Below are 12,460 nucleotides of genomic sequence, written 5' to 3'. Positions count from 1 at the left end.
GGCTCCGGCCGCAGCAGTGCGAACGGCGCCCGCGCGCGCCGGCACCGCCGCGACGCGCGGCGTGCAGACCGGTGATCCGTTCGGYAACCGGCCGGCCAGCCCGCTGATCAAGGCGTCCGGCGAGCGCGGCATTGCCGGCCGCATCGGGCGGCTGTTCGGGGTCTTCAAGTCGTCGGGTTGAGGGCTGTGCGTAGCCCGGATGCCAATCCGGGATGCGGCTTTCCGAATGAGCGACGATTCCCGGATTGGCATCCGGGCTACATTGCCAGCCCATGCCCGTTCCCACCGACACGCTGCTCGGCGACCTGCTGAAGCGGGTCTCCCGATCGTTCTACCTGAGCCTGCGCATGCTGCCGCCGGGCTTGCGCGCGCCGGTCAGCCTGGCTTACCTGCTCGCGCGCGCGGCTGACACCCTCGCCGACACGCCCGGCCGCCCGGCCCCGCAACGGCTGGCGCAACTGCTGTCGTGGCGCGCCCAGGTGGCCGGCACCTCGCCGACGCAGGCGATCGATGCCGGCAGCCCGGCCGATGCCGGCGAGGCCGCGCTGATGACTGCGCTGCCCGAGGCGCTCGACCTGCTGCGCCGCCAGCAGCCCGCCGACATCGCCGACATCCGCCGCGTGGTCACGACGCTGACCGACGGCATGTGCTTCGACCTGCAGCACTTCGAACACGGCCGCGCCGGCGCGCCGTTGCCGCTGCAGACCCGCGCCGAGCTGGATCGCTACACCTACCTGGTGGCCGGCTGCGTCGGCGAGTTCTGGACCGACATCGCGATGCGCCACCGGCCCGAGCTGCAGGCGTGGCCGCGCGACGCGAGGGTCGCGCAGGGCGTCGCCTACGGCCAGGCGCTGCAGCTGACGAACGTGCTGCGCGATGCCGCCGAAGACCTCGCGAACGGCCGCTGCTACCTGCCCGCCGAGCTGCTCGCGCAACACGGCCTGCAGGTCGGCGACCTGATCGATCCGGCGCGCCGCGCGGCGGCCCGGCCGCTGCTGCTGGCACTGAGCGCGCAGGCGCTGGCCGGCTACCGCGCCGGCGCCGGCTATGTGCTGCAGATCCCCGCGAGCAGCCTGCGCCTGCGGCTCGCGTCGCTGTGGCCGCTGATGCTCGGGCTCGCGTCGATCGAGCTGCTGCTCAGCGCGCCGGGCTGGCTCGACCCGTCACGGCGCCTCAAGGTGACGCGCGGCGCGGTCTACCGGATGCTGCTGCGCTCGGTGCCGACCGCGCTGTCGAATGCGGCGCTGCGGCGCTGGACCGATGCGGCGCTCGCGCGCGTCGAGGCAGCCTGCCATGCCTGAACTTCATCAACCCACTCGACGAGACCGCCGATGAACCGACCGCGATGGATGCTGGCCCTGGCAGCCCTGAGCCTGATCACCACGGCCGCGTCGGCCGCCGAACCGGTGCCGCCCTTCACCGGACAGCACCGCCCGTTCACGCCCACCAGCGGCAGGGTCGTCGGCGTCTACGTGCCGCACTGGCAGCCGCAGGACCTGCTCGACCGCGTGCCCGCCGGCAACCTGACGCACCTGCTCTACGCCTTCCTGCACCTGTGCGGCCCCGGCCAGCTGCCGCAGGACGCCGCGGCCTGCGAAGGCAAGGCCGATTTCCAGCTCGCCACCTCGAAGCGCGACGACGAGTTCGATGCCGTCTTCGCCCGCTTCAAGCAGCGCGCGCCGCGGGCGTTGGTGCTGGCCTCGGTGGGCGGCTGGGGCGGCTCGGACCCGTTCTTCCACCTCGCGAACGACCCGGCGCGGCGTGCGGTGTTCGCTGCCTCGGTCGCGCAGTTCCTGCAGACGCACCCGGCCTTCGACGGCATCGACATCGACTGGGAGCACCCCACCTCGAACGGCAGCGCCAACGGCGTCGCGCTCGGCACGCCGGCCGACGGGCAGGGCTATGCGGACCTGATGGCCGACCTGCGCCGCGCGCTCGACGGCCTGGCCGCGCAGACCGGCCGGCGCTACCTGCTGACCGCCGCGGTCAACACCACCGAATCGCTCGCGACGAAGGTCAACCACGCCGAGGCGGCGAAGGTGATGGACCTCGTCTTCATGATGACCTACGACTTCGCCGGTGGCTGGACGCCGCTGGCCGGCCACCACACGCCGCTCGCGAGCCCGACGCCGGAGACGAACGACAGCCTCGAAGGCGCCGTGCGCGTGATGACGAAGGCGGGCGTGCCGGCGCACAAGCTGGTGGCCGGCGTCGCGATGTACGGCCGCGGCTTCGCCGGCGTGAAGGGCCCGGGGCCGAACGGCTTCAACGGCGTGCCGCGCAGCGGCGTGTTCCCCGGCAAGGAAGGCGACATCACCTACCGCGAACTGGCCGACGGCTGGCTGGGACCGAAGGGCACCGGCGCGCAGGGCTGGAGAACGGTGTACGACCGCGGCACGCAGTCGTACACGCTGTGGAATGCGCGCGCGCAGCAGATGATCGGCTACGACGACCCGCGCAGCGTGCGGCGCAAGGGCCGCTTCGCGGTCGCGCACGGGCTGGCGGGCGTGTTCGCGTGGGAGCTGTCGCAGGACAACGGCGACATCCTGAACGCGATGAACCTCGGGGTCGGGCAGACCCCGGGTCCGGCGCCCGCGAAGGCCGTCAGACGGCCATGATCGACACGCTCTTCGTCACCAGGTAGGCCTCCATCGCCTCCGGCCCGCCCTCGGTGCCGTAGCCCGAGTCCTTGACGCCGCCGAACGGCATCTCGGCCACCGGCGCGGCCGGCTGGTTGATCCACAGCATGCCGACCTCCAGGCGCTGCGACAGCAGGTGCGCGTTCTTGATCGAGCGCGTGAAGGCGTAGCTGGCCAGCCCGAACGGCAGGCGGTTGGCTTCGGCGATCGCCTCGTCCAGCGTGTCGAAGCCGCGCACCGCGGCCACCGGGCCGAACGGTTCGTTGTTGAACACGTCGGCATCGAGCGGCACGTCGGTCAGCACCGTCGGCGCGAAGAAGTTGCCGCTGCTGCCGACGCGTTCGCCACCGGTCGCGACCGTGGCGCCGCGCTTGCGTGCATCGTCGACCACCTTGGCCATCGCGCCCAGGCGGCGCGCATTGGCCAGCGGGCCGAGCGTGGTGCCTTCGGCCAGGCCGTCGCCCAGCTTCAGCTTCTGGGCGTGTGCCACCAGCGCCTGCGAGAACTCCGCCTTCACGCTGTTGTGCACCAGGAAGCGCGTCGGCGAGATGCAGACCTGCCCGGCATTGCGGAACTTCGCGCCACCGGCGGCCTTGACCGCGAGCGCGACATCGGCGTCGTCGGCGACGATCACCGGCGCGTGGCCGCCCAGCTCCATCGTCACGCGCTTCATGTGGCGGCCGGCCAGCGCGGCCAGTTCCTTGCCGATCGGCGTCGAGCCGGTGAAGGTGACCTTGCGGATGACCGGGTGCGGGATCAGGTAGGCCGAGATCTCGGCCGGGTTGCCGAACACCAGGCCGAGCACGCCGGCCGGGATGCCGGCATCGACGAAGGTGGCCAGCAGCGCGGCCGGCGAGGCCGGGGTTTCCTCGGGCGCCTTGACGAGGAACGAGCAGCCGCTCGCGAGCGCCGCGCCGAGCTTGCGCACGATCTGGTTGATCGGGAAGTTCCACGGCGTGAAGGCCGCGACCGGGCCGACCGGCTCCTTCAGCACCAGTTGCTGCGCGGCCAGGTTGCGCGACGGCACGATGCGGCCGTACACGCGGCGGCCTTCGTCGGCGAACCAGTCGATGATGTCGGCACCGGCCAGCACCTCGACGCGCGCCTCGGCCAGCGGCTTGCCCTGCTCCTGCGTCATCAGGCGGGCGATGCCGTCGGCGCGTTCGCGCAGCAGCGCGGCGGCGCGGCGCATCAGGTTGCCGCGCTCGTGCGCGGACGTCGCGCGCCAGGTCTCGAAGCCGCGCTGCGCGGCGGCCAGCGCGCGGTCGAGGTCGGCCGTCGAGGCATGCGCGACCTTGCCGATCGGCGCACCGGTGGCGGGGTTCAGCACGTCCAGCGTCTTGCCGCCGGTGGCGTCGACCCATTGGTTGTCGATCAGCAGGCGGGTGTCGGGGTAGGTGGTGTCGCTCATGGGCTTTCGCGTTGTCGTCGAAGCGGGGAAGGGCGCCATTGTCAACCCTGGGCCAAGCCCTTGCTGCGTGCTCAGGCTGTTTCTATACTGTATGAAAAAACAGTATTCTGTTCGCGATGCTTCCCCCTTACGCCGAGCTGCACTGCCGCAGCAATTTCAGCTTCCTCACCGGGGCCTCGCACCCCGAGGAACTGGTGAACCGCGCCGCCGACCTCGGCTACGCGGCGCTCGCGATCACCGACGAATGCTCGCTGTCCGGCGTGGTGCGCGCGCACGTCGAGGCACGGCGTCGCCAGCTGCACCTGATCATCGGCAGCGAGATGCGGCTCACGCTGCCGGCCGGCGGCGAGCCGCATGCGCGGCTCGTGCTGCTCGCGCAGACGCGCCGCGGCTACGGCAACCTGTCGCACTGGATCACCGTCGCGCGGCGCCGCGCCGACAAGGGGCATTACCTCGCGCACCCGTCCGACCTCGAAGGCGGCGTGCCCGACGCGCCCACGCTGGCCGGCCTGCCCGAATGCCTGGCACTGCTGGTGCCCGATGCCGCGCAGCCGTTCGAGACGGTGTTCGCGCATGCGATGTGGCTCAAGACCTGGTTCCACGAACGGGCCGCGCTGGCCCTCGAGCGGCTGCACCGCCCGGGCGACGAGGAACTGCTCGCCACCGTGCTGCAGGTCGCGCGGCGGGTCGGCCTGCCGGTGGTCGCGTCCGGCGACGTGCTGATGCACCTGCGCTCGCGCAAGTCGCTGCAGGACACGCTGACCGCCACGCGGCTGAACCTGCCGCTCACCGAATGCGGGCTGCAGCTCGCACCCAATGCCGAGCAGTACCTGCGCTCGCGCAGCCGGCTGGCCGGCCTCTACGAGCCGGCGTGGCTCGACAACACGCTGCTGCTGGCCGCGCAGTGCACCTTCTCGCTCGCCGAGCTGAAGTACGAGTACCCGCGCGAGGTCGTGCCCGAGGGCATGACGCCGATCGCCCACCTGCGCCGGCTCACCTATGCCGGCGTGCCGAAGCGCTTTCCCGACGGGCTGAAACCCAAGTGGTCGAAGCTGATCGAGGACGAGCTCGCGCTGATCGAGCAGCTCGGCTACGAGGCCTACTTCCTGACGGTGGCCGACATCGTGCGCTGGGCCCGCGCGCGGAACATCCTGTGCCAGGGGCGCGGCAGCGCGGCGAACTCGCTGGTGTGCTACTGCCTCGAGGTGACCGAGGTCGATCCCGAACGCGCGACGCTGCTGTTCGGCCGCTTCATCAGCGCCGAGCGCAACGAGCCGCCCGACATCGACATCGACTTCGAGCACCAGCGCCGCGAAGAGGTCATCCAGTACATCTACGGCAAGTACGGGCGCCACCGCGCGGCGCTGACCGCGGTCGTCATCAGCTACCGGCCGCGCAGCGCGGTGCGCGACGTCGGCCGCGCGCTCGGCATCGACCTGCAGCGCATCGACGCCGTCTCGAAGAGCCAGCAGTGGTTCGACGGCCGCGGCATCAGCCGCGAGCGCCTGCGCGAGAACGGCTTCGATCCCGATTCGCTGGTGGTGCGGCAATGGGCCGAGCTGACCGGCATGCTGGTGGGCTTTCCGCGCCACCTGAGCCAGCACCCGGGCGGCTTCGTGATCGCGCGCGACCAGATCGAGCAGCTGGTGCCGGTCGAGAACGCCGCGATGGACAAGCGCAGCGTCGTGCAGTGGGACAAGGACGACCTCGACGCGCTCGGGCTCATCAAGGTCGACATCCTCGCGCTCGGCATGCTCAGCGCGCTGCGCCGCGCGCTGGAGTTCATCGGCCACAAGCGGGGCCGTGAGTTCCGCATGCAGGACATCGCCGAAGGCGACACGCCCACCTACGACATGATCTGCCAGGCCGACACCGTCGGCGTGTTCCAGATCGAGAGCCGCGCACAGATGAGCATGCTGCCGCGCCTGCGGCCGCGAAAGTACTACGACCTGGTGGTCGAGGTCGCGATCGTGCGGCCCGGCCCGATCCAGGGCGGCATGGTCCACCCCTATCTCAAGAACCGCAACCTGCCGATCGAGGAGATCGATTGCCCCAAGCCGCTCTGGCCCGCGCTGGAACGCACGAAGGGCGTGCCGATCTTCCAGGAGCAGGTGATGCAGATCGCGATGCTGGCCGCCGACTTCACGCAGGGCGAGGCCGACCAGCTGCGCCGCGCGATGGCCGCGTGGAAGCGCAAGGGCGGGCTCGGGCCGTTCCACGAGCGGCTGGTCGGCCGCATGGTCGCCAACGGCTACGCGCTCGAGTACGCCGAGCGCATCTTCAAGCAGATGGAGGGCTTCGGCGAATACGGCTTCCCGGAGAGCCATGCGGCCGGCTTCGCGCTGCTCGCCTACAACAGCAGCTGGATCAAGTGCCACCACCCCGATGCGTTTCTCGCGGCCTTGCTGAACAGCCAGCCGATGGGGTTCTACGCACCGGCGCAGCTGGTGCGCGATGCGCGCGAGCACGGCGTCGAGGTGCGGCCGGTCGACGTGGCGTGCAGCGACTGGGAGTGCACGCTGGAATGGTCGCTGAAATGGTCGCCGGAGGGGCCTCTCGACGAGGCCGCTCCGGGCGGCGGGCTGCGGCCGGTGCGGCTGGGGCYGAACCGCGTCGGCGGMCTGCCTGAGGCGGCGGCGCAGCGCATCGTGGCCGCCCGCGAGCGCGGCGCCTTCGCGAACCCCGAAGACCTGGCGCGGCGCGCCGAGCTGAACGCCCACGAGCTGCAGTCGCTGGCGCAGGCCGATGCGCTGCACAGCCTGAGCGGCCACCGCCACCAGGCCGCCTGGGCGGTGGCCGGCATCGACACGCGGCCCACCGCGATGCTGCGCCGCACCCGCGTCGACGAGCCCGCGCTGCAGCTGCCCGCGCCGGCCGAGGTCGAGGAGACGGTGGCCGACTACCAGGCGCTCGGGCTGACGCTGAAGCGCCACCCGCTCGCGCTGCTGCGCCCGCAGCTCGAGGCCTTCCAGGTGCAGACCGCGGCCGTRCTGCGCGGCTACCCCGACGGCCGGCTGGCGCGCGCGAGCGGGCTGGTCACGCACCGGCAGCGGCCGCAGACCGCCAAGGGCACGGTCTTCGTCACGCTGGAAGACGAGACCGGCGCCGTCAACATCATCGTCTGGCCGCGCGTGTTCGAGACCCAGCGCCAGGCCTTGCTCGCTTCGCGGCTGCTGACGGTCTACGGCCAGTGGCAGCGGCAGGGCGACGTGATGCACCTGCTGGCGGTCAAGATGATCGATCACACGCCCTTGTTAGGCGGATTGGTGGCAAGAAGTCGCGATTTCCGATGACGCGCCGAAGCCGCGGGCACACCTGGAAACCAGATGTTGCACGCCGATTCGATAGAGTTCGGGGTTCCCGTGTTTCCTTCCGCACCGCGCTCCGGCTTCATGCTGTTCCTGCTCTCGCCCGCCAAGACCCTCGACTACGACACGCCGCTGCGCACCGCGCACGAGCCGACGATGCCGTCCTTCCTGCCCCGGTCGGCGGAGCTGATCCAGGTGCTGAAGACGCACTCGGTCGCCGACATCGCGGCGCTGATGCACCTGTCCGAGCCGCTGTCGGCGCTCAACGCCGAGCGCTATGCCGCGTGGAGCCCGCGCTTCACCGACGCCAACAGCCGCCCGGCCGCGCTCGCGTTCGACGGCGATGTCTACGACGGCCTGAAGGCCCCGACGCTGAGCGACGCCGAGCTGGCCTGGGCGCAGGACCACCTGTGCATCCTGTCGGGCCTGTACGGCGTGCTGCGGCCGCTCGACCGCATGCAGCCGTACCGGCTCGAGATGGGCACCGCCCTGCCGACGCCGCGCGGCGCCACGCTGTACGACTACTGGGGCGACACGCTGGCCGAGCACCTGAACGAGCGCCTCGCGGCCGATGCCAGCCCGGTGATCGTCAATCTCGCGTCGAACGAGTACTTCCGCGCGGTGCGCCGCAAGGTGCTGAAGGCCCGCGTCGTCGAGTGCGTGTTCGAGGACTGGAAGAACGGCCAGTACAAGGTCATCAGCTTCTTCGCCAAGCGCGCCCGCGGCCTGATGGCGCGGCACGCGATCAAGAAGAAGCTCGCCACCCCGAAGGGGCTGGAAAAATTCAACGCCGACGGTTACCGTTTCGATCCCGCCGCGTCGCAACCCGACCGGCTGGTTTTTCGCCGACACCTGAGCTGAACCCACCATGAACAGCACGACCAAGCAGAGCATCACGCCCGAACTGCGGCAATGGATCATCGACCAGGCCAAGGCCGGTCGCAGCCCGGACGATGTCCTGAAGTCCATGATCGACAGCGGCTGGACCGAAGACGTCGCGATCGAGGCGCTCGAGGACACGCTGCAGGGCTTCCTGAAGGACCACGCGAAGGCGAACGGCCTGCCGGTGCCGGTGCCCGTGCCCGAGCCCGACCTGCTCGATTCGCCCGGCTCGGTGGTGGTCGACGGGCATGAGGTCAAGATCGTGATGACGATGCGCAACCCGCGCGTCGTCGTGTTCGGCGGGCTGATGACCGAGGCCGAGTGCGACGAACTGGTCGCGCTGGCGCGCCAGCGGCTCGCCCGCTCCGAGACGGTGGTCACGACGACCGGTGCGAGCGAGGTCAATGTCGCGCGCACCAGCGAGGGCATGTTCTTCGGCCGCGGCGAGAACGACGTGTGCAAGCGCATCGAAGGGCGCATCGCGAAGCTGCTGAACTGGCCGCTCGACAATGGCGAGGGGCTGCAGATCCTGCGCTACCAGCCGGGCGCCGAGTACAAGCCGCACTACGACTACTTCGACCCGGCGCAGCCGGGCACGCCGACCATCCTGAAGCGCGGCGGCCAGCGTGTCGGCACGCTGGTGGTGTACCTCAACTCGCCGACGCGCGGCGGTGCCACCACCTTCCCCGACGTGAACCTCGAGGTCGCGCCGGTCAAGGGCAATGCGGTGTTCTTCAGCTACGACCGGCCGCACGCGATGACGCGCACGCTGCATGGCGGCGCGCCGGTGCTCGAAGGCGAGAAGTGGGTCGCGACGAAATGGATGCGCGAAGGAAAGTTTGAGTGAGCCTCTGAACGAGGTGCCGGCACCGGCACCGCCGCCGCTGGCCGGCGTGCGGGTGCTGGACCTGACGCGGCTGCTGCCCGGGCCGCTGGCGGCGCTGGAGCTGCAGCGCCTGGGTGCCGAGGTGCTGAAGATCGAAGGCCCGCCCGGCCAGCAGGACGGTGCGCGCGAGCTGTGGCGCACGGACGCAGAGCGTGCGGCCGGCGAGCCGGCGCTGATGTTCCGCCGCCTGAACGAGGGCAAGGCGCTGCGCACGCTGGACCTGCGCGACGAGGCCGATCGCACCGCATTGCTCGACGAGGTGGCGCGTGCCGATGTGCTGATCGAAGGCTTCCGGCCTGGCGTGATGGCCCGGTTCGGGCTCGGCTGGCCCATGCTGTCGGCGCGCAACCCGCGGCTCGTGATGTGCTCGATCAGCGGCTATGGCCAGAGCGGCCCGTGGGCGCAGCGGGCCGGCCACGACATCAACTACATCGCAATGGCCGGCGTGCTGCACCAGCTCGCCGGGCCCGACGGCGAGCCGGTCGCGCCGAACTTCCAGATCGGCGACCTGATGGGCGGCACGCAGGCCGCGGTGGCGGGCATCCTCGCCGCGTTGCTCGCGGTGCAGCGCGGCGGCGCCGGGCGCCACGTCGACATCTCGATGACGCATGAAGTGCGCCGCCACCATGTGCTGGCCGACCTGGTGGTCGCGCAGACCGGCCGGGCGCCGGTGCCGGGCCGCGACCTGCTGTCCGGCGGTGCGCCGTGCTACGGCGTCTATCGCACGGCCGACGGCCGCCACCTCGCGGTCGGCGCGTTGGAGCTGCCGTTCTGGCAGCGCCTGTGCGTGGCGCTGGAGCGGCCCGAGTGGTCGGGCCAGCATTGGTCGCTCGGGCTGGAGGTCGGCAGCACCGCGTCGCTGGCCTTGCGCGATGCGCTGGCAGCCCTGGTGTTAACCCGAACCCTGGCCGACTGGTGGGCGCTGCTGGAACCGATCGATGGCTGCGTCACCCCGGTGCTGCGGCTTGACGAATGTCACGATCACGCGCTCTTCGTAAATAAACGCTGACGTTTCGTCAACGCGCGTGTTCGAACCGCCGTTGTGCCTCCCGAGCGTGTTGCTCGACCTTTGCAAAGGAGCCCCCTATGAACAAACTCATCGCCGCGCTGATCGCCGCCACCTTCTCGCTGGGCGCGTTCGCCCAAGCTGCTTCGGCTCCGGCCGCTGCAGCCCCGGCCGCCAAGGAAGCGGCTCCGGCCGCTGCCTCCAAGAAGGCCGACAAGAAGTCGACCAAGAAGGCCAAGAAGGCCAAGGCTGAAAAGAAGGCCGCCTGAGATCCAGGCAGCTTTCCGGGCGTCAGCGCCCCAAGGCACAGGAAACCCGGCTCAGGCCGGGTTTTTTGTGGGCGGGTCTAGGAGGACAGCAGATGCAGCAATTGAGGCACCAGACGCTCCAGGACTGACAACGCGAGCTTTACATCGCCTTCGCTGGGCTCGATGCCCTGGTACTGGTTGTTGCGCAGGTCGCGAATGGCATCGAGCTGATCGAAGACCGCCTGGGTCACACCGGCGTATGCGCAAGCTGCTTCGAGCGTCTGCACGTGGTGGTGTCCCTCCGCTGCGCCGGCTCGCCAGCCGCGCGAGGACAGGATGGCCAGGCTGAGATTGAGGATGGCGTCGTAGGCGGCCCCCAGACGGGTTGTCGTTGAATTCTCCTTGCGCTGGGCGTCGGCAATCTTGCCCTTGCTGATGCCGATCCAGCCTTGGATGGATTGGCGGTTCACAGGTGCTCTGTGGAACACCTTGCTCCCTTCGTTGTAGAAGTCCTCAGCCGTGCGCAGCATTCAACTCTCCTTGGAGTGTGATGACGGGGTTGCGCAAGACTTCTGCGACGAACTCATCTCCCGATCGTTTCGCTTCAGCCCATTGGTTCGCGGTGAAGGTCAGCACGTTGACCGGGCGTCCGAGCGTGCGGCCGGCGGCCTTGAAGTGCGCCTGGGCCTGCAGGCGGGAGGCACCGGTCACGAGCAACAGGTCGATGTCGCTGCCCGTCTGGGCTTCGCCTCGGGCCGTGGAACCGAACACGGCTGCCGCGACGACCGGCGCGTTGAGTTCAGCCAGGCGTTCGCGAAGCACGCGGACGATCTCGTTGTCCTGCTGGAGCAGCACGCGCAATGGAGCGAGCGCGGGGCTCATCGAGGCGGCGTAGAGCGTCTGCCGGCTTCCCGTGCGTCGCTCAAGCAGGCCGATGTCGGCCCAACGGCGGAGCCAGCGCGAGAGATTGCCCGGGTCCACTCCGGTTTCGGCGGCCAGTTCACGAGGCCCGTAGCCCTTGTCGGGATGCTCGAAAAGGCAGCGCAGCGCCTTGTAGCGACCGGCGCCTCCGAGGAGTTCGGACATGAGCTCGGCGTTCATGCGCCCCTGTCCCGTGCTTGACTGCTTGGCATGTTGGTCATTCAACAACATTTGATGTTGAATGTACAACAATCTTTCGACCCGACTCACGACTTGAGTCGAATCGAGGGGGCAATCTCCCTGGTGCCGGCGATCAGGCGCGCAAGCGCGGCTTCGCCGCCTCCACCACCGTTGCAAACGGCCGGCTCGACGCGATCCGCTGCCACTTGCGCTCGTCCCAGGTCTGCGGGCCGGTCAGCGTCCAGCGGGCGATCGAGTCGTCCAGGTCGACGCGCGGCACTCGTCCGAAGATCGGCAATGCGGGCTTCAGCAGGCGCAAGCCCCGGCGCAGCCGGCCGGGCAACGGCGCGTGCGATTCRTGGCCCCAGTAGATGCAGCGCTTGTCGGCCCAGAAGGCCAGCCGCTCGAAGTGCACGCGCCCGGCAAAGCCGGTGTTCGCCGGCAGCAGCAGGAATTCATCGGGGAGCTCCACCACCGAGTACGACAGGTCGCCCAGGTGCTCGCCGCTGCCGTGCTGCACGAAGATCACGCGCTGAACGTCGGCGGCCTTGAAGCGGTCGACTTCGGCATCGTCATGAAAAACGACGATGTCCGGCCCTTGCCAGGCCGTATGCCAGGTGCTGTCCATGGGGTGTGTCTCTCGAGTCGAATGGGCGGGCGTCGACGGTACGCCCCATGACGGCTCGAGATGTATCCAGACGCGACAGCTTGCGGGCCCAGCCCGCCAGCCGCCAGACAATTGGATACAAATCGGGCTGTCTGTGAGTGCCGACTCCCTCGGCAACTGACAGACAGCCGAGGGTTCAGCGCTTGGGCTGGGTCAGGCGCGGGGCCGGCTTGGCGCCGCCTTCGCGGCGCGGGCCATTGCCCGGCTGCTGCGGACGCGGGCCGCTCGGACGCGCGGCCGACGGAGCCGGTGCCTGGCCGCCACCGGTGCTGCGGCCCTGGCCACCACCGTTGCTGCCACCGCCACCACCAC

General features: G+C 70.1%; 12 protein-coding genes. 8 read left to right on the top strand and 4 right to left on the bottom strand.

Going from position 1 to position 12,460, the window contains the following annotated elements; genetic code table 11:
* The 3 genes from AC1DXV_RS23935 to AC1DXV_RS23925 form a co-directional block, all read left to right on the top strand.
* The coding region (locus AC1DXV_RS23935; RefSeq protein ID WP_477935868.1) for a hypothetical protein at positions 1-181 on the top strand (181 nt) is incomplete at its 5' end.
* A gap of 91 nt (positions 182-272) precedes the next feature.
* Entirely contained in the window at positions 273-1,301 is a 1,029-nt protein-coding gene (locus tag AC1DXV_RS23930) for a phytoene/squalene synthase family protein (RefSeq protein ID WP_477935866.1), read from the top strand.
* A gap of 30 nt (positions 1,302-1,331) precedes the next feature.
* The gene (locus AC1DXV_RS23925) at positions 1,332-2,618 is read left to right on the top strand and encodes a glycoside hydrolase family 18 protein (protein ID WP_477935864.1); all 1,287 of its coding nucleotides are present in this window, start codon (positions 1,332-1,334) and stop codon (positions 2,616-2,618) included.
* Here the strand turns inward: AC1DXV_RS23925 and AC1DXV_RS23920 are convergent.
* Positions 2,605-4,050: an NAD-dependent succinate-semialdehyde dehydrogenase gene (locus tag AC1DXV_RS23920; RefSeq protein ID WP_477935862.1), complete on the bottom strand. Its 1,446-nt coding sequence runs from the start codon at positions 4,048-4,050 to the stop codon at positions 2,605-2,607. The genes AC1DXV_RS23925 and AC1DXV_RS23920 overlap by 14 nt on opposite strands.
* A gap of 116 nt (positions 4,051-4,166) precedes the next feature.
* On the opposite strand from AC1DXV_RS23920, the gene AC1DXV_RS23915 reads away from it, so the two are divergent.
* The 5 genes from AC1DXV_RS23915 (at position 4,167) to AC1DXV_RS23895 (ending at position 10,401) form a co-directional block, all read left to right on the top strand.
* Positions 4,167-7,343, top strand: a complete 3,177-nt coding sequence (locus tag AC1DXV_RS23915; protein ID WP_477935860.1) for an error-prone DNA polymerase — start codon at positions 4,167-4,169, stop codon at positions 7,341-7,343.
* Positions 7,344-7,442: 99 nt separating this feature from the next.
* Positions 7,443-8,219, top strand: coding sequence for a peroxide stress protein YaaA (yaaA, locus tag AC1DXV_RS23910; RefSeq protein ID WP_477868655.1), 777 nt, complete (start codon positions 7,443-7,445; stop codon positions 8,217-8,219).
* A gap of 7 nt (positions 8,220-8,226) precedes the next feature.
* The gene (locus AC1DXV_RS23905; RefSeq protein ID WP_477868653.1) at positions 8,227-9,087 is read left to right on the top strand and encodes a 2OG-Fe(II) oxygenase; all 861 of its coding nucleotides are present in this window, start codon (positions 8,227-8,229) and stop codon (positions 9,085-9,087) included.
* Positions 9,080-10,135 (top strand): CaiB/BaiF CoA transferase family protein, encoded by a 1,056-nt coding sequence (locus tag AC1DXV_RS23900; RefSeq protein ID WP_477868651.1) that lies wholly within the window; start codon positions 9,080-9,082, stop codon positions 10,133-10,135. Before AC1DXV_RS23905 ends, AC1DXV_RS23900 begins: the two co-directional genes overlap by 8 nt.
* Positions 10,136-10,212: 77 nt before the next feature.
* Positions 10,213-10,401, top strand: a complete 189-nt coding sequence (locus AC1DXV_RS23895; protein ID WP_047584921.1) for a hypothetical protein — start codon at positions 10,213-10,215, stop codon at positions 10,399-10,401.
* Positions 10,402-10,478: 77 nt separating this feature from the next.
* Here the strand turns inward: AC1DXV_RS23895 and AC1DXV_RS23890 are convergent, their stop codons facing one another.
* From AC1DXV_RS23890 to AC1DXV_RS23880, 3 genes are all read right to left on the bottom strand, one after another.
* Positions 10,479-10,910, bottom strand: coding sequence for a hypothetical protein (locus AC1DXV_RS23890; RefSeq protein ID WP_477935858.1), 432 nt, complete (start codon positions 10,908-10,910; stop codon positions 10,479-10,481).
* The gene (locus AC1DXV_RS23885; RefSeq protein WP_477868647.1) at positions 10,894-11,481 is read right to left on the bottom strand and encodes a nucleotidyltransferase domain-containing protein; all 588 of its coding nucleotides are present in this window, start codon (positions 11,479-11,481) and stop codon (positions 10,894-10,896) included. Before AC1DXV_RS23885 ends, AC1DXV_RS23890 begins: the two co-directional genes overlap by 17 nt.
* Before the next feature lie 133 nt (positions 11,482-11,614).
* Complete coding sequence (locus tag AC1DXV_RS23880) at positions 11,615-12,109, bottom strand: hypothetical protein (RefSeq protein WP_477868645.1); 495 nt, start codon at positions 12,107-12,109, stop codon at positions 11,615-11,617.
* Between the last annotated feature and the right edge of the window lie 351 nt (positions 12,110-12,460).

Source organism: Rhizobacter sp. P3_C12 (genome assembly GCF_056402735.1).
Note: the sequence above shows the minus strand (reverse complement) of the source record. Positions and strands in the feature narration are given on the sequence as shown.